This window comes from Microcella sp. (assembly GCF_040286215.1).
Lineage (GTDB): Bacteria > Actinomycetota > Actinomycetes > Actinomycetales > Microbacteriaceae > Microcella.
On the sequence record NZ_JAVKCK010000002.1, the window covers coordinates 21,063 to 42,562 of the forward strand.

Here is a 21,500-nt window from a genome sequence, read left to right on the forward strand (position 1 = left end):
AGCATATGTCTGCCCAGAATCAGAAGGCCTCCGGCATCATCGGCGCACTCGCCGGCATGGTCGGCCTCAGCGCACTCGCCGGTGTTCTCGTGACCGTCATGGTCACTCCGGCGCTCGCGGTCACCGGAATGGCCGCCTCCAACACGATCGGCATCTTCGAGGGTCTGCCCGAGTACATCCGCATCGACGAGCAGGCGCAGCGCAACACGCTGTGGGCTCAGAGGACGTCGAACCCCGAGGACGGCTACACCCGCATCGCCACGGTCTACTACCAGAACCGCGAGGAAGCCGGCTGGGAGGATGTCTCCCAGTACATCAAGGATGCCGTGCTCGCCGGTGAGGACCGCCGGTTCTACGAGCACAACGGAGTGGACGTGCAGTCCATCGTGCGCGCCGCGATCGGCAACGTCGCCTCCGGCGACATCGAGTCGGGCGCGTCGACGCTCACCATGCAGCTCGTGAAGAACCTCTTCATCAACGAGGCTCTGCAGCTCGAGACCGAGGAGGAGCAGCTCGAGGCGATCCGCGCCGCACAGGAGACGAGCCTCGAGCGCAAGCTCAAGGAGGCCAAGCTCGCCATCGGGCTCGAGAAGCAGTACACGAAGAACGAGATTCTGCTCTCCTACCTGAACATCGCCGGGTTCGGCGGCAACACCTACGGCATCGAGGCCGCGGCGCAGGAGTACTTCGGCGTACCCGCCTCCGACGTCACGATCGCGCAGGCGGCGAGCCTCATCGCGATCGTGCAGCAGCCGGGAGCCCGCTCGCTCAAGTCGCCGGAGAACTTCCCCGCCAACCAGGCTCGCCGCGACTTCATCCTCGATGCGATGCTGGATGAGGGCTACATCACGGCCACGGAGCACCGCGAGGCCATCGAGCAGCCGGTCGACGAAGAGTTCGTCAACCCGAGCCCCCCGTCGAACGGATGCATGGCGGGTCACCGCTACGCCAAGTTCTTCTGCGACTTCGTCGTCGAGAACGTCGACAACTTCGAGTCGCTCGGCGCGACCGTCGAGGAGCGCCGCAACGCGTGGCGACTCGGCGGGCTCGACGTCTACACCAGTCTGAACATGTCGCTGCAGAAGGTCGCGCAGGACGAGGTGTGGAACTACGTGCCCCGTAAGGAGACCGCACTCGAGCTCGGTGGCACCGCCGTCTCGGTGGAGACCGACACCGGTCGCATCATCACGATGGCGCAGAACAAGGTCTTCGACAACACGCTCGAGGGCGGCGGCCTGGGCACGACCGCGGTCAACTTCAACACCGACCAGCCGTACGGCGGCTCGGGCGGCTTCCAGACCGGGTCGACCTACAAGGTCTTCGCCCTCCTCGAGTGGCTCAAGCAGGGTCACGGCCTGAACGAGTACGTGGACTCCTCGGTACGCACGTTCAACCAGGCCTCCTTCACCGACACCTGCCAGGGCGGCTGGGGCGGCCCGTGGACGCCCAAGAACGACGCGCCCGCGGCTCCGGCGATGAGCGCGTACCGCGCCACGACCGACTCGGTGAACACCGCCTTCGTGGCGATCGCGCAGCAGCTCGACCTGTGCGGCATTCGCCAGACGGCGGAGAGCATCGGCGTGCACCGCGCCGACGGCGCACCGCTCGAGACGAACCCATCCTCCGTGCTGGGCACGAACAACATCGCACCCATGACGATGGCTGCGGCCTTCGCCGCGATCGCGAACGACGGCCGCTACTGCGAGCCCGTCGCGGTTGACCGTTTCGTGACGCGCGATGGCGAAGAGCTGCCCGGTCAGGCACGGGAGTGCCGCCAGGGTATCGACCCGGAGGTCGCCGCGGCAGCCGCATACGCGATGCAAGGGGTGATGACCGGCGGTACCGGTGTCGCCTCGAACCCGCGGGACGGCGTGCCGATCATCGGAAAGACGGGAACCACAGACCGCTCAAAGCAGACCTGGGTCGTCGGCTCCACGCGCGAGGTCGCCACGGCGGTGTGGGTCGGCAACATCCTCGGAGACTTCCCGATGCGCAACTACCCGAGCGGGGGAAGCCTGCGCCACCTCATCTTCAAGCCCCTCATGACTGCCGTGAACGGGCAGTACGGGGGAGGCGGGTTCCCGGATCCCCCGGGCCGACTCCTCACGGGCTCGGGTGTCGAACTGCCCGACGTGCGCGGTGAGACGGAGGAGAACGCTCGCGCGCTGCTCGAAGGTCTCGGCTTCGGCTTCGAGGTCTCGGGTCGGGTCGACTCCGACCTTGAGGAGGGCCGCGTCGCCTCGATGTCGATCGCACCGGGCACGCTGCTGGCGCGAGGCGTGATCGTCAAGGTGGAGACGAGTCGCGGCAACCTCATCGAGTTGCCGGACGTCGCCTCGAGCGGCTACACCTTCGAGGAGGCTCGCGACGTGCTCGTCGCTGCCGGCTTCACGAACGTCTCCGAATCCTGCGCCGAGATCCCGCCCGTCGAAGAAGGCGGCGATCCGCTCTTGGACGGCCTCGTCACGGCGCAGAATCCGAGCGGAGGCTCGAAGGTGAAGTACGAGAAGTCGATCACGCTGACGGTCGCGCGCCTCGACTGTTCGTGAGCGCACTCGTTCGCGGAGCGGCCGCCGCATCCCTCGGGATAGCGGCGGCCGTCGCCGTCTATGCGACGCTCGTGGAGCGCCGCGCGTTCCGCGTGCGCCGGGAGGTCGTACCCGTCCTCTCCCCGGGTGCAGACCCGATCCGGGTGCTGCACTTAAGCGACCTGCATCTCGCCCCATGGCAGCGCGACAAGATCGATTGGGTGCGGAGCCTGGCCGAGCTGCACCCTGATCTGGTCGTCCTCACCGGCGACAGCCTGGGCCATCGGGAGGCCCTGCCCGCCCTCCGCCGCGCACTGGAGCCGTTCTCGGGCACTCCCGGTGCTTTCGTGCACGGCTCCAACGACTACTTCTCGCCCACTCCGAAGAATCCGCTGAGGTATCTCACCGGCCCCTCGCAGCATCGGCCTGAGGACGCGTCACGGCTGGACACTGACGCCCTCGAGAGCTTCTTCGAAGACCGCTTGGGGTGGCTGAACCTCAACAACGACGTGAATCAGCTGACCCTCAAGCGATCGCGCCTCGAACTGCTCGGCACCAACGACGCGCACCGCGGCTGGGACCGCCTCGACGTGCTGCCGGCGCTCATGGATGCTCTGCGCGAGCTCGACGACGACCCGACGGACGACCCGGCGGTCACCATCGGCGTCACGCACGCCCCCTACCAGCGCGTGCTCGACTCCTTCACGACGCAGGGCGCCGATGTCATCTTCGCCGGGCACACGCATGGCGGCCAGGTGTGCGTGCCCGGTGTCGGTGCGCTCGTCACGAACTGCGACCTTCCGCGCGAGTTCGCGCGGGGCTTGCACGTCTGGCATCACGCACTCTCAGCGGCTTACCTGAATGTGTCGGCGGGCGTGGGCACGTCGATCTACGCGCCGGTGCGCCTGGCGTGCCCGCCCGAGGCGGTTCTTGTGACTCTCATCGGTGACGACATCGGCTATTCTTGACGAGTTGCCCCCGCACGGGGGTGCATCGGGGTATGGCGCAGCTTGGTAGCGCGCGTCGTTCGGGACGACGAGGTCGCAGGTTCAAATCCTGTTACCCCGACAGAAGCGCAAGGGGTCGCCGGTCGAGCGGCCCCTTTCGCCTGTCTCCTAGCTGAAGTCGGCGTCTGGCTCGAGATCGAGACCGACCGGTGCCTTCCACCCGGAGGCGAGCGACTCTCCCGACTCGTCGAGATAGCACGCCCCGCACAGGCTCTCGTAGGTCACATCGACTCCATCGATGGCGACCTGATCACCGTCGAAGACGAAGTCCCCGTCGATGGAGCGAGCGTTGAAGACGGCCTTGCGCCCGCAGCGGCAGATGGTCTTGAGCTCTTCGAGGGAGTGCGCGATCTCGAGGAGCCGACGGCTTCCGGGGAACGCGACGGTCTGGAAGTCGGTGCGGATGCCGTACGCGAGCACCGGGATGTCCTCCCGGATCGCGATGCGCAGGAGATCGTCCACTTGGGGCGGGGTGAGGAACTGCGCCTCGTCGACGAGGAGGCACGAGACATCCCGCCCGCGCACCCGCAGCAGGGAGGCTCGGTGCGCCTGGAAGCGCGTGTAGACGTCGTCGTTCTCGTCAATGGTGAAGTCGACAGCCCGGGTGACGCCGAGACGCGAGACGATCGTCTGATCGCCCTTCGTGTCGATGCGCGGTTTCGCGAGCACGACGGACTGGTCTCGCTCCTCGTAGTTGTACGCGGCCTGGAGCAGCGCGGTGCTCTTGCCGCTGTTCATGGCGCCGTAGCGGAAGTACAGCTTGGCCATTACTGCAGGTGTCCATCCTCCGCCGCTCGGCGGATCAGTTCGGCCTTGCTGCCCGCGGGGCGCCCGGCTTTGGCGTACTTCTCGCGCACACGGCGCACATAGGTCTTGGCGGTCTCGTACTGCACGTTCATGTTGGACGCCACCTCGCTCATGCTGTACCCGCTCGCGTAGAGCACGAGGGCCTCGCGCTCGCTGATGCTGAGCTTCGGTCGCGCTGGATGCACGGCTCCCCGGGGCAGGGGCCTCCAATCGCGCACGGCTTCGCCGGAGGACTCCATGCCCATCACGCTGCGCGCGGCCTCCATGACCTCGCCCAGCGGCAAGGCCTTCGAGAGGAAAGCGGCTGCACCTGCGGCGAGCGCGCGGTCGCGCGCCTCGTCCGTGTCGAGGCTCGTGAGCACGATGACCTTGGCACCGGCGGCGCGGCAGGTGCGCACGCGTGCCTCGATCGAGACGGGCTCTTGCAGCTGGAAGTCGAGGAGCACGAGGTCGGTGGGAAACTGGTCGCTCTGCACGAGCTCGAACCAGGTCGGCGCCGTGAGCACGAGCTCGAAGTCGGGCGCGTTGCCCTCGATCCAGCTCGACAGGCTGTCGAGCAGAAGTTCATGGTCGTCGAGAATCGCGAGGCGAACCCGGCGGCCCAGCCTCGCGTCAGCGTCCATACTCAAACTCTAGAGTCACGGCGTCCGCCTGGGTGTCGACGCGCGAACGATGGGTGAGACCGCGCACGAGATGCAGGGTCGCGGTGAGCTGTCGCGCGGCACGTGCGCCGCCTCCGGGGGTCGCCAGCCACCACCGGACGCTCACGCTGGTCGCTGTCTCGCGAATGCGCAACTCGACGGAGGAGACTCCCACGCGCTCGACGGCCTCCATCCCGATGGCGCGCAGAAGGGTGCGTTGAGCGGTCGTGAGGGAGCGACCCACGTCATCGGGGTCGTCGGCAACGCCCGGTATGGGCGCACCCGGCGCCCGGGAGCAGAGCTCATCGAGCAGCGCCTGGGCCCAGCCTCGCTCGATGTCGGCGACGAGGAGCGCACGGATGCTCACCGCGAGTTCTCGGGCCTCCTCGCGATCCTCCGCAGTCAGAGTCTCGGCCGCGCTGATGCGCGTGAAGTACGGCACGACCTTGCGATTCACGAGGCTCACCCGTTGCTGCTGCACGGAGCGTGCGACTCCACCGCGCTGCTCGACGGCGGCCGCCGCGGCGGAGCGCCAGGCCTGCTCCAGCCAGGCGAGGATCGAGCCGTTCATCGAGAGCGCGTAGGCCGCGGAGGCGAACCCGAGACAGGCGAGCGAGCTGGACCCCGCCACGGCGAAGGTGGCAAGGGGGACATCGGTGGTGGCAAAGGGCGCTTGCAGCACGGCGAAGCCCGCCGAGAGCGCTGTGAGGCCCGCAGTCGCGGCCGCCAACTCGACAGCGGGACGGTAGGGCGCGAGCGAGAACAGGACGAGCCCCACGACGATCGGAGCCCAGTCGTCGCGGAGCAGATCGTTGGCGCCGTAGGTGGAGGCGACGGCGAGAGCGAGAACTCCCGCCTGCAGCAGGTAGACGACGAGGCCCAGCGTCACCGAGAACACCGGTCGGTGCGCCCGCGTGCGGTCGAGGATGAGCAGACAGGAGATGACGACGAGCCCGAGCGCGCCGACGAGCCCGGCTCCGACGGTGATCTCGTCGGCTCGCGTGAGGAGGGTGAGCAGGGGCAGCGCCACTGCCAGCACGAGGATGCCCCCGGTAACCGGCCGCGCGGCGACCGCGGAGAGAGGGTCGATGCGCTCCGTGGACGCGCGACCAGCCTGCGACTCGTGCACCGACACTCCCCAGGGGAACCGTGCGAGCTCTCGATGCTCGACCGCAGCGCGAGCGGTCATAGCAGCTCCTCCCCCATGGGCACGCGAAGCAAGACGGACGTGCCCGCGCCCGGTCTCGACCACACGGTCGCCGTTCCGCCGATGGAGTCGAGCCGGCCGACGATACTCGACCCGACCCCGAGCCGAACCCCGGTCACGGCCGCGACCTCGAACCCCACACCCGCGTCGATGACCATGACCGACAGCTCGTCGGGCGCGGCACCGACCACAATCTCCGCCCTCGACGTCTGCGCGTGCCGTCGAATGTTCGAGACGCACTGCGCGACCGCCCTGATGAGCTCGTTCGCCGTCTCCTGCGGGAGGGTCTCGAGCGCGTCGAGGTCGCCCTCCAGCGTCACGTCGAGCTCGGGTCCCGCCTCGGCGACGGCCCGGCGCAGCAGCGCGCCCCGCTGGGCACGCTCCGGTCCCGCCCCAGGCGTCTCGACGGCGAACCACTCTTCTCCGACGATCGTCGCCAGGTCGGCCTCGATCGACGCGCGCATCTCGCGCGAGAGCCGAGCATCCACCGTCGACGTGACGGTGGCCAGCTGATTCAGCACCGTGTCGTGCAACAGGGCCGTCGCGCGCGACTCGAACACGGCGCGCACATCGGCCAGCTGCTCGTCCCTCGCCGCACGGAAGAAGGTCGATTGCGAGGCGCGGGTCGTGAGCCGATCGGCACCGACGATCGCATGGATCCCGACCACGGCGAGGTAGGTCACGAACGGGGTCGCATCGAAGCTCCAGACAGCACCTGCCGCCGTGAGCGCGCCGAACGTCGCGAGCTCGCCGACGAGATAGCCGGCGGTGGTCCAGCTGATCGCGTTGCGGGCCTTCGGGCTGATGCCGCCGACCATCATGAGGGCGAGCTTGAGCAGTTGCACCGTGTAGTCATCGAAGGCGATCGGCTCGCTCAGCGCCGTCGACACAATGAGGGTCGCCAGGAAGACGCAGAGACCGCCGATCACCACGTAGCAGACCGCGACGAAGCGCGACGGCGTGAGGTCGAGCATCACGAGGAGTGCGAGCAAGGGCAGGAGAGCAAGAAGCGCGGGCCACAGGGTGACCTCGGGCATCGAGATGTCGACGGAGAGCCCGACCACGCCGACCGAGACAAGACTGACCGCCGCGACCGCGTGCCCGGCGCGAGCGACGGCGGTGCTCGTCGTGCGCGCGGCAAGATGACTGGGCAGACCCAGCGGCATCGCCTCCCCCTCCCGCACACCAGGCAAGGCGCCCACCGCCCCCGGAGGAATTATCTCCCGCCCGAGGCGCTGCGACCAGTCCGCATCCGGGGGGCGTCAGAAGAGCGTCGCCTCCACCCGGCGCGCAGGCGGCACGGTCTCGGTGACGGCAACGCTCCTCCGCGCGACACGCTGCCGCGGCCCGGCGAGGGCGGCCGACCGAACGGTGCCCGTAGCCGAATCGAGGGCCGGTGCGCGCAGGCCGTGCGCGCGACGCACCTCGTCGACGCGCGCGGCAAGCCACGCGCGATAGGCCTTCGGCGGCTGGGGCCCGTCGCTGTACAGCGCGCGGTACCGCGCGACGCGATCCGGATGCTCGCGCTCCAGCCACGCGAAGAACCACTCGCGCACCCCAGGGCCGAGCCGCAACGTCGAGTGCACCGCCGAGCGTGCCCCCGCCTCGCGGATGCGCGCGAACGCCTCATTGAGGTGCGCGCGCGAATCGGTGAGGTCGGGCAAGAGAGGCATGAGGAACACGCTCGGGGTGAAGCCCGCCTCGACCGCGGCGCGGATAGTCGCGAGCCGAGCATCCGTCGAGGGCGTGCCGGGCTCGATCGACTGCTGCAGCTCGTGATCGTAGATCGCGATCGACATGCTCAGGTCGACGGGCGCGCTGTGAGCCGCGCGCTGCAGCAGAGGCAGGTCGCGGCGCAGCAGGGTTCCCTTCGTGAGGATGCTCAGGGGCGTGCCGCTCGCGGCGAGAGCCTCGATGATGCCGGGCATGAGCGCGTAGCGGCCCTCGGCCCGCTGGTAGGGGTCGGTGTTGGTGCCCAGAGCCACCGGGTCGCGCCGCCAGGTGGGTCGGGAGAGCTCGCGCGCGAGCACCTCGGCGACGTTGAGCTTGACGACCACCTGCGCGTCGAAGTCACGACCGGCGTCCAGATCGAGGTACTCGTGCGTGGGCCGGGCGAAGCAGTAGACGCACGCATGGCTGCACCCGCGGTACGGGTTGATGGTCCACCCGAACGGCAGGGGCCCTCCCCCGCCGGGCACCCGGTTGAGCGCCGACTTGGCGAGCACCTCGTGAAACGTCAGCCCGGCGAACTCGGGAGGGCGCACCGTGCGCACGAGACCGCTGAGCGCGAGCGCGCTGTCGGGCGAGTCGAAGCCGGGCAGAGCGTCGGCGGCGAGGGCCGTCGGCTTCTGACCGCTCCATCTCATGCAGCACCTCCCGACGTTATTCGAATATGTGTTCGACCGTCCGTCAAGTTCGGGACCATCGGCCCGTGACGAGGCGACCTCGCAGTCGTAGGCTCAGGGGATGCCGCATGTCGACCTCAACAGCGACCTCGGCGAATCCTTCGGTGCCTGGACGATGGGCGACGACGCGGCGATGCTCCCGCTCGTCTCGAGCGCGAACCTGGCGTGCGGGTTCCACGCCGGGGATCCGCTGGGCATGCTCACGGCGTGCCGCACCGCTCTCGCCCACGGGGTGACCATCGGCGCGCATCCCTCGTACCGTGATCGAGTCGGATTCGGTCGGCGCGACATGGAGGTCGCACCCGACGAGCTCACCGCGGAGATCGTGTACCAGGTGGGGGGACTCGCCGGCATCGCCGAGAGCATCGGCGCGCGCGTCGCCTACGTCAAGCCGCACGGTGCCCTCTACACGCGCATGGCTGTCGACCCGGTCGTCGCCGACGTCGTGGCCGAGGCCGCGGCCATACTCGCCCTGCCCGTTCTCGGCCCTCCGCTCTCCGCTGTCGAGACGGCCTGCGCGCGCGCCGGCGTGACCTTCGTGCGAGAGGCCTTCGCCGACCGCGCCTACCTGGCCGACGGCACGCTCGCCGCGCGAGGCCTGCCCGGTGCCGTGATCACCGAGGTGGCGGAGGTCGCCGAGCGGGCGGAGAGGCTGGTCACCGATGGCGAGGTGACGGCGCTCGACGGCTCCACGGTGAGTGTGCGCGCCGAGTCACTCTGCGTGCACGGCGACACTCGCGGAGCGGTGCAGCTCGCGCAAGCGGTGCGGGGCGCGCTGACGCGCGCTGGCGTCACGATCACCGCGTTCGCATGAGACTGCTGCCGTACGGGGATCGTGCACTGCTCGCCGAGTTCCCCACGCAGGAGGGCGTTCTCGGTGCTCTCGTCGCCTGGCGGGATGCACCGCCCGGAGTGCTCGAGCTCGTGCCAGCCGCACGAACGGTGCTCGTGCGCATCGACCCGGGCGCGCTCGGTCTTGGACATCTCAAGCACTGGCTGAGGTCGACGCCGCGAATCGACGCCAGCCTCCCCGTTGCCGACTCGGTGACGATCCCGGTGCGCTATGACGGGCAGGATCTCGCCGCGGTCGCGCAGGCCTGGCAGTGCTCGCCCGACGACGTGATCGAGCGGCACCGCGCTCGCGAGTGGGTGTGCGTGTTCGTGGGATTCGCCCCCGGCTTTCCGTACCTCGTGCCCGTCGATGGCGAATCGTCGCTGCCTCCCGTGGCGCGGCGGGCGACATCGCGCACGGCCGTTCCCGCCGGCGCTGTCGCTCTCGCGGCCGAGTACTGCGGCATCTACCCGCGCAGTTCGCCCGGCGGCTGGCAGCTGATCGGCACCACCGATGCGGTGCTGTGGGATGCGGATCGCGCCGGGCCGGCCCTCGTGACCCCCGGCACGCGCGTGCGCTTCTCCCGGGCCGTGCCGTGACACCCGCGCCCGCCGGCCGCGAGACCTCCACCCGCGGACGCGCCGTCGTGCGAGTGCTCGCCGCCGACGGCCGCGCCCTCGTGCAGGATCTCGGCCGCGAGGGCCTCGCCCACCTCGGCGTGAGCGGCTCGGGCGCCTTCGACCGCGCCGCGCACCGACTCGCCAACCGGCTCGTCGGCAACGCCGAGAGCGCCGCGACGCTCGAGATCGCGCTCGGCGGCGTGCGCCTCGCCCTGCCCGCCGGCTGCTGGCTCTCCGTGACGGGCGCGTGGGGGCCGGTGACCCTCGACGGCGCGCCGCTCGAGCCGCACACCTCGGTGCGCACCGACCGCGCGGCGGAGCTCGCGCTCGGAACAGCCACGCACGGCGTGCGCTACACACTCGCGCTGCGAGGCGGCATCCTCGTGCCTGAGACGCTCGGCTCGCGCTCACGGGATACGCTCGCGGCGCTCGGGCCGGCCCCGCTCACCACGGGTGACGTGCTGCCGCTCGGGCCCGAGCCCGAGCAGCCTGTACCGCCTGCCGACCTCGTGCCCGTCGACCCGCCGACGCTCGGCGTCGTCGAGGTAGAGGTGCGCCCCGGCCCGCGACTCGACTGGCTCTCGACAGGCGCCCGCGAGCTGCTGCTGGGTGCCGAGTGGCGGGTGTCGACGCGCAGCGACCGCACCGGTGTGCGGCTCGAGGGGCCGACGCTCGAGCGCGCGCGGCACGAGGAGCTGGCCAGCGAGGGGATGCTGCGCGGGAGCATCCAGATCTCGCCCGACGGCGCCCCGACGGTTCTCGGGCCTGACCACCCCGTGACGGGCGGGTACCCCGTCGCGCTCGTCGTGACGGAGTCGTCGCTGGACCGCTTTGCCCAGCTGCGCCCCGGGCAACCGCTGCGCCTCCGCCTCGTCGCTGGCCGCCCCTGACCCTCGCGTCGATCAGAGGGCGAGGACTCGGCCGTCCCACCGCGTCCGCAGCCAGCGGTCGTGGCTCGCGACGACGACGGCGCCCGGATAGGTGCCCAACGCGTCCTCGAGCTCGCCGGCGAGGCGCAGTGAGAGGTGATTGGTGGGCTCGTCGAGCAGAAGCAGGTGCGGCGGCCGCGCCACCACGAGGGCGAGCGCCAGGCGCCGCTTCTGACCGATCGACAGGACGCCGACCGGCCGCTCGAGGTCGCGCGGCGCGAGAAGACCGAGGTCGGCCAGAGGCACCGCCTCGGAGCGGCGCGCGCCGAGCGCCCGCTCGTAGACCACCCGCGGCGAGCGCTCGGGGTGGCCGAACCGCACGTCCTGCTCGAGGAGCGCGACACGCAGGCCGCGCCGAACCATGCGCCGGCCCTCGTCGAGCGGCAGCTCTCCGGCGAGTGCGGCGAGCAGCGTCGACTTGCCCGCGCCGTTGGCTCCCGTCACGAGCAGCCGGTCCTGTGCGCCGAGCCGCACGCTCGTCGCACGCAGTCGATCGCGCACGGCCGCGGACTCGAGCTGCACGAGCACGGCGTCGTTCGGCGCGGTGGCACCCGCGGGGATTCCCGCGAAGCTCAGCGGCTCGGGCGGGCGCCGCACCTGCGTCGACTCGAGCTGAGCGAGCCGTGCCTCGGCGCTGCGCACGCGCCGACTCGTGCCCGTCTGAGTGCGGGCGGCCTTGAAGTTGCGCACGACCTTGTCGTTGTCGCGCGCGCGGCGGTCCGCCGAGCCGAGAGCGCGCGCGGTGGTTGCACGCGCCTCACGCAGTGCGGCACGCTCGCGCTGCTGCTCCGCATGCCGGTGCTCCCACCGCCGCCGCTCGCGCTCGCGCTCGACCAGATAGTCGCTGAACCCGCCGCCGTACCGCACGGCCATTCCACCGCCGTTCTCGCCCATCGCAGCGCGGCGACTCGGGTCCAGGTCGACGATCTCGGTGGCCACCTCGTCGAGGAACGCGCGGTCGTGGCTCGCGAAGACGACGGGTCCGCGCCACGCCCGCAGCTCCGAGGTCACGACGGCGACGCCCGCATCGTCGAGGTGGTTGGTCGGCTCGTCGAGCACGAGGGCCCGCGGTCGACCCATCAGAAGGGCGGCGAGCGCGAGGCGGCTGCGCTGGCCGCCCGATACGGCGCCGATCGGGGTGCTGAGCGGGATGCCCTCCACGCCGAGCCCGTCGAGCAGGGCATCCCGACGCGCGTCGAGGCTCCACAGCTCGACCTGCTCGGCCGCGTCGAGCGCGGCGGCGTACTCGTCCTCCGCGGCGGGCCGCGAGCCGAGGTCGCGAGCCGCGCTCTCGAGAGCACGCTCGATCGCGCGCAGCGGGGCGACGGCATCCTCGAGAATCACCGAGATCGGCTCGCTCGGGTCGCGATCCACCTGTTGCGGGAGGTACCCGATGCTCGCGGGGCGCTCCACCCGACCGGCGTCGGGCTCGTCGACCCCCGCGATGATGCGCAGCAGGGTGGACTTGCCTGCGCCGTTCTCGCCGATCAGGCCGAGCCGCGCTCCCGGGGGCGCGACGAGGTAGACGCCGTCGAGGATGCGGTGGGCGGCGTACGTGCGCGCGACGCCATGCGCGCGCAGAGCAGTCGGAGATGACACGAGAGGGGTGCCGTTTCGGCTCGCAGGTCTCCCGCCGGGCGAAGCCTCGGGCGCGGGACGGACTGCGTCATCTCTTCATGATGGGGTCGAGAATACCCCACCGCTCCTGCAGACCGCGAGCGGCTGGTCAGCCGGCAGCGCGCTCGGCGGTCTCGACGACGTTGGCGAGGAGGAGCGCGCGCGTCATGGGGCCCACGCCGCCGGGATTCGGCGACACCCATCCGGCGACCCTCGCAACGTCGGCGGCGACGTCTCCGGCGATGCGCGAGCGACCCGACTCAGGATCCTCCACACGGGAGACCCCGACGTCGAGCACGATCGCACCGGGCGTGACGTCCGCGGCCGAGACGATGCCGGGCACGCCGGCCGCGGCGACGATCACGTCGGCTCGGCGCAGGTGCGAAGAGAGGTCGCGTGTGCCGGTGTGGGTGAGGGTGACGGTCGCGTTGTACTCGCGGCGGGTGAGCAGCGCGCCCAGCGAGCGGCCGACGGTCACTCCGCGGCCGACCACGACGACGTTTTTGCCCGCCCATGACAGCCCGTGGCGCTCGACCAGCTCGATGACGCCGCGAGGCGTGCACGGCAGCGGCGAGTCGATCTCGCGCGTGACGCGCAGCATGAGGCGGCCGAGGTTGGTGGGGTGCAGCCCGTCGGCGTCCTTGTCGGGATGCACGCGCTCGAGTATCGCGTCGGTGTCGATGTGGGCCGGCAGGGGCAGTTGCACGATGAACCCCGTGACGGCGTCGTCGGCGTTGAGCTCGTCGATGACGGCCTCGAGCTCGGCCTGCGTCGTCGACTCGGGCAGGTCGCGGCGGATCGATGCGATGCCGACTTCGGCGCAGTCCCGATGCTTGCCGCCGACGTACCAGCGCGACCCGGGATCATCCCCGACGAGTACGGTCGCCAGGCCCGGCACGATGCCGCGCGCCGCCAGCGAGGCGACGCGCTCGGTCAGCTCGGCCTTGATGCTCCCCGCGGAGGCGGTGCCGTCGAGGACGCGCGCCGTCGCGTCGGCGCCGTCGGGCACGGGCTCCCCCACGCCTACAGCCCCGGGTAGAGCGGGAACGCCTCGGTGAGCTCGGTCACCCGCCCGCGCAGTGCGCTGATGTCGGGGCTCGGCATGAGCGTGTGCGCGATGATGTCGGCGACCTCGGTGAACTGCTCGTCGGCGAAGCCGCGCGTCGCGAGGGCGGGGGTTCCGATGCGCACGCCGCTCGTGACCATCGGCGGTCGCGGGTCGAAGGGCACGCCGTTGCGGTTGACGGTGATGCCGACCTCGTGCAGGAGGTCCTCTGCCTGCTTGCCGTCGAGCGGGGAGGTGCGCAGGTCGACGAGCGCGAGGTGCACGTCGGTGCCGCCGGTGAGCACGTTGACGCCCGCCTCGATCGCGTCCGGCCGGGTGAGGCGCTCGGCGAGGATGCGCGCACCCTGGATGGTGCGCTCCTGCCGCGACACGAACTCGGGGGTGGCGGCGAGCTTGAACGCCACGGCCTTCGCCGCGATGACGTGCATGAGTGGGCCGCCCTGCTGCCCGGGGAAGACCGCCGAGTTGAGCTTCTTGAACAGCGACTCGTCGTTGCTGAGGATGATGCCCGAGCGCGGGCCGGCGAGGGTCTTGTGCACGGTCGAGCTGACGACGTGCGCGTGCGGCAGGGGCGAGGGGTGCAGGCCTGCGGCCACGAGGCCGGCGAAGTGAGCCATGTCGACCCAGAGCTTGGCCCCGACCTCGTCGGCGATGGCTCGGAAGGCGGCGAAGTCGAGCTGGCGCGAGTAGGCCGACCAGCCGGCGATGATGACCGCCGGCTTGACCTCGAGCGCCTTCGCGCGCACGGCATCCATGTCGATGAGCATCGTCTCGGGGTCCACGCCGTAGGCCGTGGCGTTGTACACCTTGCCGGAGAAGTTGAGCTTCATGCCGTGCGTGAGGTGGCCGCCGTGGGCGAGCTCGAGACCGAGGATCGTGTCGCCGGGCGTCGCGAGGGCGTGCAGCACGGCCGCGCTCGCGGAGGCGCCCGAGTGGGGTTGCACGTTGGCGAACTCGGCGCCGAAGAGGCTCTTGGCGCGCTCGATGGCGAGGTTCTCGGCGATGTCGACGAACTCGCAGCCGCCGTAGTAGCGCTTGCCGGGGTAGCCCTCGGCGTACTTGTTGGTGAGCACCGAGCCCTGCGCTTCGAGGATCGCGCGCGGCACGAAGTTCTCGCTCGCGATCATCTCGAGGGTGTGGCGCTGGCGGCTGAGCTCCTGGTCGAGTACGGCGGCGATCTCCGGGTCCACCGTCTCGAGCGGCTCGTTGAAGGTCGATGGCAGGGAATCTGACACGGTTGGCTCCTTGTACGCGATCTCGGGGCACGCTGCCCCGTCGGGTGGTGTGCTGAGGGCCCAGGCGAACGGCCCCTCGCCGTGTCAGTCGCTTCCTGATGGTGACCCATCTGAACGCCAGTTGCGACGAGGTCAGTCTATCGCGGGTCGCGGGGCTCGTGCTGAGTGCGCGCAGGGTGCTCGGGCAGCACGATCGACCCCGTGATGAGCGGCACGCTCGACTCGTCCGCCTCGTCGTCGTCGGCGACGGCGGCGGGCGCGCGACGAGAACGCACCAGATCGACGATGATGAGCAATGCGAGGCCGAATGCGATGATCGCGGCCTGGGCGAGTGCGAGTGCCGGCGTCGGCAGCACGACGAAGAGTGCACCGCCGATCGCGGCGCCGCCGCCGATGCCCACGTTGAACGCCGTCGTCAGCAGCGCGGCACCCACGTCGCGCACGCGTGCCGACGCCGTGTGCAGCAGGCGCGTCTGCAGGAGGGTCGGGATACCGCCGAAGGCGGCGCCCCACACGAAGAGCAGCGCGATGACGAGCAGCGGCACTCCTGCCGAGAGGCCGATGCCGGTCACCGCCGCAGCGACGACGCCGAGCATCCCGTAGAGCCCCCCGCGGGGGTATCGCGATCCGAGGAATCCGGCGAGGACCAACCCGATGGCCCCCGCGCCTCCGTAGACGAACAGGAGGGCGCCGACGCTCGTCTCCGCGAAGCCCGCCGAGTCGATGAGGTAGGGCGCGATGTAGGTGTAGAAGACGTTCTGACCGCCGACGACGATGAGCACGAGAAGGCAGATGAACAGGACGGCGGGGAACGTGGGATCCCGTCTGGCGGGCACGGTGATCTCGCCCGTCGCGAGAGTAGGGCGGTGCTGAACCGCCGGCAGGAAGCGCACGACGAGCACCAGCAGCACGAGCACGATAGCGGCGATGACACCGAACGCGGCGCGCCACCCGAGTGCGGTGCCCAGTGCCGTGCCGGCCGGCACGCCGAGGACGAAGGCCGCCGTGCCGCCGCCGCTCGTGACCGCGACGGCCCGGGCGATCTGGTGCTTCGGCACGAGGTGACCCGAGTAGGCGCCGGCGATCGCCCAGAACAGACCGTGCGCGAGTCCGCCAAGCACACGGGCGACGACGAGGAGCGCGTAGTCGGGGGCGATCGCCGCGCCGACGTTCGCGACCGCAAAGAGAACGAGCACGGCCAGCAGCAGCTGCTTGCGCTCGAAGCGCCGGGTGAGGGCGGCCAGCGGTGCCGTCGTGAGCACGACGGTGCCGGCGAAGATCGTGATGAGCAGACCCACCTGGGCCTCGCTGACATCGAGGTCAGAGGCGATCTGCGGCAGCAGGCCGGTGGGAAGGAACTCGCTCGTGACCATGACGAAGATGGCGGTGGAGAGAGTGAGGAGCCCGACCCAGGGAAAGGGCGGCGAAGGATGAGTCATGTGTGGCAAGAGCTTTCGCGGTCGGCGCGACGGGCCGACTGTCCCGGGGCGCGCCGTGACGACGGGCCGCGCGCCACTCTACCCGCGTTGGGTGACCACTCGCGGGCGACGGCAACCGTAGGCTGGAGGCGTGACCAGCCCCCTCCACCACTGGATCGTGACCATCGTCTGCGACGACCGGCCCGGCATCGTGCATGCCGTGACGGGAGCGATCGTCGAGGCCCAGGGCAACATCACCGAGCTGCAGCAGTTCTCGGGGCTCGAGAGCGGGCGGTTCTTCCTGCGCCTGCAGACCGAGACGGCGACCGACCACGATGGGCTTCTCGCCGCTCTGCAGCCGGTGATCGAGAACTACGGCATGGAGTGCCGCGTCGACCGCGTAGGCCGGCCCCTGCGCACGCTCGTGCTGGTCTCGAAGGCAGCCCACTGCCTCAACGACTTACTGTTCCGCCAGCGCAGCGGTCAGCTGCCGGTGGAGATCCCGCTCGTGCTCGGCAACCATCCCGACCTGGCCGAGCTCGCGAGCTTCTACGACGTGCCCTTCGAGTCTCGGCCCGTGACCACCCCCGAAGAGAAGACGGCGTTCGAGCAGCGCGTGCTGGAGGCGGTGCAGCAGCACGACATTGAGCTCGTCGTGCTCGCCCGCTACATGCAGATCCTCTCCCCCGAGCTGTGCGCCGCGCTCGAGGGCCGCATCATCAACATCCACCACTCGTTCCTGCCGGGCTTCAAGGGGGCGAACCCCTACCGGCAGGCCCATCAGCGGGGCGTGAAGCTCATCGGCGCGACGGCGCACTTCGTCACGAGCGACCTCGATGAGGGCCCGATCATCGAGCAGAACGTGGTGCGGGTCGATCACTCCCGCTCGCCCGCCGAGCTCGTCGCGATCGGTCAGGACGAGGAGAGCCGCACCCTCAGCCAGGCGGTCACCTGGTTCGCGGAGGACCGCGTGCTGCTCGACGGCCAGCGCACCATCATCTTCCAGTAGTCGCACGCTCCCCACCCGAAGGGCTCGCATGACCACGACACTGCTCTCTGGCGGCCGCCTCCTCGACGCCGACGGCTCCCGGCACGGCTGGGTGCTGCTGGAGGGGGATCGCATCGCGGCGACAGGCCTCGGTGTCGCTCCCTCCGGCTCGGATGCTCCGCCTCCGGCCGCGACCACGATCGACCTCACCGGCCGCACCGTGACGCCCGGGTTCATCGACCTGCACGGCCATGGCGGCGGCGGTGCCGCGTATGACAACGGGCCGGACGAGATACGCCAGGCGCTCGGCACGCACCGGGCGCACGGCACGAGTCGCTCGGTGATCTCGCTCGTCGCCAACCCGCTCGACGACGTCGTGGCGAGCCTCGGCGTGGTGGCTGCGCTCTGCGAGAGCGACCCGACCGTCGTCGGCGCGCACCTCGAGGGTCCGTTCCTCGCGATCGGCCGACGAGGCGCGCACTCCCCGGAGTTCCTCCGCGACCCCGACGAGGCCACCGTGGCGACGTTGCTCGAGGCCGGCGACGGCTGCATTCGGCAGGTCACGATCGCGCCCGAGCTGCCCGGCGCGCTGGACGCGGTGCGGCAGTTCGTCGCCGCGGGCGTCGTCGTCGCGGTCGGGCACACGGAGGCCGACGAGTACCTCGCGCGCGCGGCCTTCGAGGCGGGGGCCACGCTCGTGACGCACATCTTCAACGCGATGCCGGGCATCCACCACCGCGATCCCGGCCCGATCGTGGCCGGCTTCGACAACGACAGTGTGACCCTCGAGCTCGTGCTCGACGGCGTGCACGTGCACCCCTCCGTGGCGCAGATGATCTTCCGCGCGGCACCGCACCGCGTCGCGCTCGTGACCGATGCGATGGCGGCCGCGGGCGGGCAGGACGGCTACTACCAGCTCGGGTCGCTGAACGTCACCGTGCAGAACGGTCTCGCCGTGCTCAACGGCACGCAGACGATCGCCGGCTCCACGCTCACCCAGGATGTCGCGCTGCGCACGGCCGTGACTGTCGCCGGAATCGATGAGGCACGTGCCGTCGAGGCCCTCACCCGCACCCCCGCGTGCGTGCTGGGCCGCGACGACGAGTGGGGCTCGCTCGCGGCCGGCTTCGCCGCCGACATCGTGGTGCTCGACGAGGAGTGGCGCACCGAGCGCGTGTGGGCGAACGGCGTCGAGGTCTGCGCGTAGCGCGGCGGGGGCAATCGCACGGCGCCACCACAGCGAATACTCACGCAGAGGCACCAGGCTGACAGGGTGCCGAATGCACGCTGAGCGCTCGAGTCTGAGCGCGTGCCCCTCACCGCAGCCCCCGAGGAGACCCATGAACCGCAGCACACGACCCGCCGCCATGCCCCTCTACGCGTCGGCCGCCGGCCTTACCCTGCTCGGCACGCTCGCCGGCTGCGCCGACGCCGGGGCGACCGAGGATGGCCCGGCTCCCGGTGACACCTCGGCGAGCTATGCCGACGGCACGTACCAGGCGAACGGCACCTACACCTCGCCGAACGGCAGCGAGAACATCATCGTCGCCGTGACGCTCGAGGACGACGTCGTGACGGATGTCGCCGTGACGACCAACCCCAACAACCCGACCACGGAGTTCTACCAATCGGCCTTCGCCGAGGGCATCGCCGCCGAGGCAGTGGGCGTCGACCTCGATCTGCTCGACGTGACCGTCGTCTCCGGCTCGTCCCTCACGAGCGGTGGATTCCGCGAGGCGATCGCGAGCATCAAGGCCGACGCGCTCGAGGGCTGACGTGGCGGCGAGCCGCTTCGACGCGATCGGCGTGCCGTGGCACATCATCGTGGATGGTGGGGGCGCCGTGGAAGGCGGTCTCGACGCTGACGCCGGCGCCGAGCTTCGCGCCGACGACCTCGCGGCGGTGCACGCGCGCATCGACCAGTTCGACCGGGACTGGTCGCGGTTCCGCGACGACTCGCTCGTGAGCCGGATGGCGCGCGAGGCGGGCACCTGGCCTTTGCCCGAGGATGCTGCGCCCCTGCTCGACCTCTACCGCGAGCTTCACGATCCCACCGACGGCCGTCTCAGCCCGCTCGCCGGCGCCGCGCTCGAGCAGCTCGGCTACGACGCCGCCTATCGGCTCGAACCGCGCGGAGTCCCGCGCGCCGCGCCGCGCTGGGGGGATGCGCTGAGCCTGCGAGAGACCGCTGCCGGGCTCGAGCTCGAGTGCCCCGCCCCCGTACTGCTCGATGTGGGTGCGGCCGGCAAGGGCTATCTTGTGGACCTCGTGGGAGAGCTGCTGCGGGCCCGCGGTGCGATCGAGACGATCGTGGATGCGAGCGGCGACCTGCGCGCATGGGGTGGGCGCGGCATCCGCGTCGCCCTCGAGAATCCCGCGAACCCCGCGAAGGCGGTCGGCGTCGTCGAGGTGCGCGGCGAGGCCCTGTGCGGGTCGGCGACGAACCGGCGCGCGTGGGGCGACGGCCTGCACCACATCGTCGACGCCACGACGGGCCGACCGGTCGGCGGCGTCATCGCGGCGTGGGCGATCGCGGAGACGGCTTTGCTCGCCGACGGTCTCGCGACGGCGCTGTTTCTCACCGAACCGGCGCGCCTCGCCGAGCGCTTCGCCTTCCAGTGGGTTCGATTGTTCGACGACGGCCGCCTGGAGGGCAGCCCCGACCTGTCAGGAGAGCTGTTCGCATGAGAGCGACCATCGACGCCGTCACCGGCCGCGTGAGCATGTACCGATTGGCGACGCTGAGCCTCGTCGCAGTGCTCACGCTCGGGCTCGTGCTCGCCTTCCTCGACGTCATCGGTCCCGACCCCTATGCGATCCTCGGCACGGCGGGCGTGGTTCTCGTGGCCACCCTCGGTGCGAACGAGGTCGCCGCTCGGCTCGCCCGCGTCGTGCCGCACCGCGAATCGAGCGTCATCACCGCACTCATCGTCGTGTGCCTTGTGCCGCCGAGCCTGGCCACCATGGCGCTTGTCGGAGCCGCGGCGGCGGGCATCTTCGCCGCCCTCTCGAAGTACCTGATCGTCTGGCGAGGCCGGCACATCCTCAACCCCGCGGCGACAGGCGTGCTCGTCGCGGGCCTCGCGGGGCTGACGATCGGTGCGTGGTGGATCGCGACGCCCGCGATGCTGCCTGTCGTCGCGCTCGGTGCGCTCCTGCTGCTCGACCGCACCCGCCGACTCGACGTGGGGCTCATCGCGATCGTGCTCACGGTCGTCATCATCGGCACTCGCATCACCCTGACGGGCGCGGCACCGTTCGACGCCTACAGCTCGGTGCTGCTGCTGTTCCCGATCGTCTTCCTCGCTGGGTTCATGCTCACCGAGCCGCTCACCCTGCCGCCCCGGCGCTGGCAGCAGTGGCTCACCGCGGCGGTCGTCGCCGTCGTGTTCTCGGTGCCGTTCAGCCTCGGTCCGCTCTACACCTCCCCCGAGCTCGCTCTCGTGGTGGGCAACATCGTGGCGTTCGCCGTCTCGCGGCGCCCCGGCGTGACTCTGCGGCTCGTGGGGTCGGCGCCGCTCTCGCCGCACGCGACGGAGCTGCGTTTCGAGCCCTCGCGACAGCTGCGCTTCGAGGCGGGCCAGTACCTCGAGCTGCACGTGCCGCACGCGGCGGACCAGCGCGGCATGCGTCGCAGCTTCACGATCGCGTCGGCACCGAGCGATCCGGTCGTGCGCCTCGGCATGCGGATGCCCGAGCCGGGTTCCACTCTCAAGCGGGCGCTGCGCGAGCTCGAGCCGGGTGCCCGCGTGGCGACGACACTCGTCGCCGGCGACTTCCTGCTGCCTCGCGACGCGGGCATCCCGCTCGTGATGCTCGCCGGCGGGATCGGCGTGACGCCCTTCGCGAGCCAGCTCGCCGATCTCGCGGCCCGTGGTGAGAAGCGCGACGTTGTCGTGCTCGTGGTGCCGTCGAACCCCGGCGAGGTGCTGTACCGAGACGTTCTCGAGGCGTCGGGCGCGCGCGTGGTGGAGGTGCCGCTCGAGAGACTGACGCGGGATGCCCTGCTCGAGCTCGTGCCCGATCTCGCCTCTCGACGAGGATTCGTCTCGGGGGCCCCGGCGGTGGTCTCCGCCGGCCGCGCGGCCTTGCGCGCCGCGGGCGCGAGGCGCGTGCAGACCGACTACTTCGTCGGCTACTGAACGCCCCTCCTCCCGGTGAGAAGCGGCTCTCACCAGGGTTTTCGCCGTGCGCGAACAC

The 21,500-nt window shown here is 70.7% G+C and carries 19 protein-coding genes, 1 tRNA gene and 1 riboswitch; of the genes, 11 read left to right on the forward strand and 9 right to left on the reverse strand.

Features of this window, described 5'->3' with window-relative positions; translation table 11 throughout:
* Nucleotides 1-5 precede the first annotated feature (5 nt).
* From RJQ01_RS00165 to RJQ01_RS00175, 3 genes are all read left to right on the forward strand, one after another.
* The gene (locus RJQ01_RS00165) at nucleotides 6-2,549 is read left to right on the forward strand and encodes a transglycosylase domain-containing protein (protein ID WP_350474672.1); all 2,544 of its coding nucleotides are present in this window, start codon (nucleotides 6-8) and stop codon (nucleotides 2,547-2,549) included.
* On the forward strand, nucleotides 2,546-3,496 hold the full coding sequence (locus RJQ01_RS00170; RefSeq protein WP_350474673.1) for a metallophosphoesterase: 951 nt from the start codon (nucleotides 2,546-2,548) through the stop codon (nucleotides 3,494-3,496). Before RJQ01_RS00165 ends, RJQ01_RS00170 begins: the two co-directional genes overlap by 4 nt.
* A gap of 26 nt (nucleotides 3,497-3,522) precedes the next feature.
* Nucleotides 3,523-3,596: transfer RNA gene (locus tag RJQ01_RS00175), tRNA-Pro, on the forward strand.
* 47 nt (nucleotides 3,597-3,643) lie between these two features.
* On the opposite strand, the gene RJQ01_RS00180 is transcribed toward RJQ01_RS00175, so the two are convergent.
* From RJQ01_RS00180 to RJQ01_RS00200, 5 genes are all read right to left on the reverse strand, one after another.
* Nucleotides 3,644-4,303, reverse strand: coding sequence for a thymidine kinase (locus RJQ01_RS00180; RefSeq protein ID WP_350474674.1), 660 nt, complete (start codon nucleotides 4,301-4,303; stop codon nucleotides 3,644-3,646).
* Nucleotides 4,303-4,965 carry a response regulator transcription factor gene (locus tag RJQ01_RS00185; protein WP_350474675.1) on the reverse strand — a complete coding sequence of 221 codons (663 nt, stop codon included), beginning with the start codon at nucleotides 4,963-4,965 and terminating at the stop codon, nucleotides 4,303-4,305. The genes RJQ01_RS00180 and RJQ01_RS00185 overlap by 1 nt, the downstream gene beginning before the upstream one ends.
* A complete protein-coding gene (locus RJQ01_RS00190) occupies nucleotides 4,955-6,172 on the reverse strand; it encodes a hypothetical protein (protein ID WP_350474676.1) in 1,218 nt (405 codons plus the stop codon). Before RJQ01_RS00190 ends, RJQ01_RS00185 begins: the two co-directional genes overlap by 11 nt.
* Entirely contained in the window at nucleotides 6,169-7,356 is a 1,188-nt protein-coding gene (locus RJQ01_RS00195) for a sensor histidine kinase (protein WP_350474677.1), read from the reverse strand. Before RJQ01_RS00195 ends, RJQ01_RS00190 begins: the two co-directional genes overlap by 4 nt.
* A gap of 96 nt (nucleotides 7,357-7,452) precedes the next feature.
* Entirely contained in the window at nucleotides 7,453-8,556 is a 1,104-nt protein-coding gene (locus RJQ01_RS00200) for an Rv2578c family radical SAM protein (RefSeq protein ID WP_350474678.1), read from the reverse strand.
* Nucleotides 8,557-8,656: 100 nt separating this feature from the next.
* On the opposite strand from RJQ01_RS00200, the gene RJQ01_RS00205 reads away from it, so the two are divergent.
* From RJQ01_RS00205 to RJQ01_RS00215, 3 genes are read left to right on the forward strand one after another with little or no spacing between them, the layout of a single operon-like run.
* Nucleotides 8,657-9,409: a LamB/YcsF family protein gene (locus tag RJQ01_RS00205; RefSeq protein WP_350474679.1), complete on the forward strand. Its 753-nt coding sequence runs from the start codon at nucleotides 8,657-8,659 to the stop codon at nucleotides 9,407-9,409.
* Nucleotides 9,406-10,026: a 5-oxoprolinase subunit B family protein gene (locus RJQ01_RS00210; RefSeq protein WP_350474680.1), complete on the forward strand. Its 621-nt coding sequence runs from the start codon at nucleotides 9,406-9,408 to the stop codon at nucleotides 10,024-10,026. The genes RJQ01_RS00205 and RJQ01_RS00210 overlap by 4 nt, the downstream gene beginning before the upstream one ends.
* On the forward strand, nucleotides 10,023-10,937 hold the full coding sequence (locus RJQ01_RS00215; protein ID WP_350474681.1) for a 5-oxoprolinase subunit C family protein: 915 nt from the start codon (nucleotides 10,023-10,025) through the stop codon (nucleotides 10,935-10,937). The genes RJQ01_RS00210 and RJQ01_RS00215 overlap by 4 nt, the downstream gene beginning before the upstream one ends.
* A gap of 12 nt (nucleotides 10,938-10,949) precedes the next feature.
* Here the strand turns inward: RJQ01_RS00215 and RJQ01_RS00220 are convergent, their stop codons facing one another.
* The 4 genes from RJQ01_RS00220 to RJQ01_RS00235 form a co-directional block, all read right to left on the reverse strand.
* Complete coding sequence (locus RJQ01_RS00220; protein WP_350474682.1) at nucleotides 10,950-12,575, reverse strand: ABC-F family ATP-binding cassette domain-containing protein; 1,626 nt, start codon at nucleotides 12,573-12,575, stop codon at nucleotides 10,950-10,952.
* 127 nt (nucleotides 12,576-12,702) lie between these two features.
* Nucleotides 12,703-13,614, reverse strand: coding sequence for a bifunctional methylenetetrahydrofolate dehydrogenase/methenyltetrahydrofolate cyclohydrolase (locus RJQ01_RS00225; RefSeq protein WP_350474683.1), 912 nt, complete (start codon nucleotides 13,612-13,614; stop codon nucleotides 12,703-12,705).
* A 2-nt stretch (nucleotides 13,615-13,616) separates the two neighbouring features.
* Complete coding sequence (gene glyA / locus RJQ01_RS00230; protein ID WP_350474684.1) at nucleotides 13,617-14,894, reverse strand: serine hydroxymethyltransferase; 1,278 nt, start codon at nucleotides 14,892-14,894, stop codon at nucleotides 13,617-13,619.
* A gap of 51 nt (nucleotides 14,895-14,945) precedes the next feature.
* Nucleotides 14,946-15,029: riboswitch (ZMP/ZTP riboswitch) on the reverse strand.
* Nucleotides 15,030-15,031: 2 nt separating this feature from the next.
* Complete coding sequence (locus RJQ01_RS00235) at nucleotides 15,032-16,333, reverse strand: MFS transporter (protein ID WP_350474685.1); 1,302 nt, start codon at nucleotides 16,331-16,333, stop codon at nucleotides 15,032-15,034.
* 130 nt (nucleotides 16,334-16,463) lie between these two features.
* Here RJQ01_RS00235 and purU point away from each other — a divergent pair, with 130 nt between their 5' ends.
* From purU to RJQ01_RS00260, 5 genes are all read left to right on the forward strand, one after another.
* Nucleotides 16,464-17,321 (forward strand): formyltetrahydrofolate deformylase, encoded by an 858-nt coding sequence (purU, locus tag RJQ01_RS00240; protein WP_350474686.1) that lies wholly within the window; start codon nucleotides 16,464-16,466, stop codon nucleotides 17,319-17,321.
* Between the two features lie 28 nt (nucleotides 17,322-17,349).
* Nucleotides 17,350-18,507 carry an N-acetylglucosamine-6-phosphate deacetylase gene (gene nagA / locus RJQ01_RS00245; protein ID WP_350474687.1) on the forward strand — a complete coding sequence of 386 codons (1,158 nt, stop codon included), beginning with the start codon at nucleotides 17,350-17,352 and terminating at the stop codon, nucleotides 18,505-18,507.
* Between the two features lie 133 nt (nucleotides 18,508-18,640).
* Nucleotides 18,641-19,075, forward strand: coding sequence for an FMN-binding protein (locus RJQ01_RS00250; RefSeq protein ID WP_350474688.1), 435 nt, complete (start codon nucleotides 18,641-18,643; stop codon nucleotides 19,073-19,075).
* A gap of 1 nt (nucleotide 19,076) precedes the next feature.
* Complete coding sequence (locus RJQ01_RS00255) at nucleotides 19,077-19,988, forward strand: FAD:protein FMN transferase (protein WP_350474689.1); 912 nt, start codon at nucleotides 19,077-19,079, stop codon at nucleotides 19,986-19,988.
* Nucleotides 19,985-21,442 (forward strand): FAD-dependent oxidoreductase, encoded by a 1,458-nt coding sequence (locus RJQ01_RS00260; protein WP_350474690.1) that lies wholly within the window; start codon nucleotides 19,985-19,987, stop codon nucleotides 21,440-21,442. The genes RJQ01_RS00255 and RJQ01_RS00260 overlap by 4 nt, the downstream gene beginning before the upstream one ends.
* Nucleotides 21,443-21,500: the final 58 nt, after the last annotated feature.

Coding starts and splice junctions, on each gene's coding strand:
- RJQ01_RS00185 (WP_350474675.1), bottom strand. CDS start 4,965: ATGGACGCTGACGCGAGGCTGGGCCGCCGGGTTCGCCTCGCGATTCTC.
- RJQ01_RS00165 (WP_350474672.1), top strand. CDS start 6: ATGTCTGCCCAGAATCAGAAGGCCTCCGGCATCATCGGCGCACTCGCC.
- RJQ01_RS00195 (WP_350474677.1), bottom strand. CDS start 7,356: ATGCCGCTGGGTCTGCCCAGTCATCTTGCCGCGCGCACGACGAGCACC.
- RJQ01_RS00190 (WP_350474676.1), bottom strand. CDS start 6,172: ATGACCGCTCGCGCTGCGGTCGAGCATCGAGAGCTCGCACGGTTCCCC.
- RJQ01_RS00180 (WP_350474674.1), bottom strand. CDS start 4,303: ATGGCCAAGCTGTACTTCCGCTACGGCGCCATGAACAGCGGCAAGAGC.
- RJQ01_RS00205 (WP_350474679.1), top strand. CDS start 8,657: ATGCCGCATGTCGACCTCAACAGCGACCTCGGCGAATCCTTCGGTGCC.
- RJQ01_RS00250 (WP_350474688.1), top strand. CDS start 18,641: ATGAACCGCAGCACACGACCCGCCGCCATGCCCCTCTACGCGTCGGCC.
- RJQ01_RS00210 (WP_350474680.1), top strand. CDS start 9,406: ATGAGACTGCTGCCGTACGGGGATCGTGCACTGCTCGCCGAGTTCCCC.
- RJQ01_RS00260 (WP_350474690.1), top strand. CDS start 19,985: ATGAGAGCGACCATCGACGCCGTCACCGGCCGCGTGAGCATGTACCGA.
- RJQ01_RS00200 (WP_350474678.1), bottom strand. CDS start 8,556: ATGAGATGGAGCGGTCAGAAGCCGACGGCCCTCGCCGCCGACGCTCTG.
- nagA (WP_350474687.1), top strand. CDS start 17,350: ATGACCACGACACTGCTCTCTGGCGGCCGCCTCCTCGACGCCGACGGC.
- RJQ01_RS00235 (WP_350474685.1), bottom strand. CDS start 16,333: ATGACTCATCCTTCGCCGCCCTTTCCCTGGGTCGGGCTCCTCACTCTC.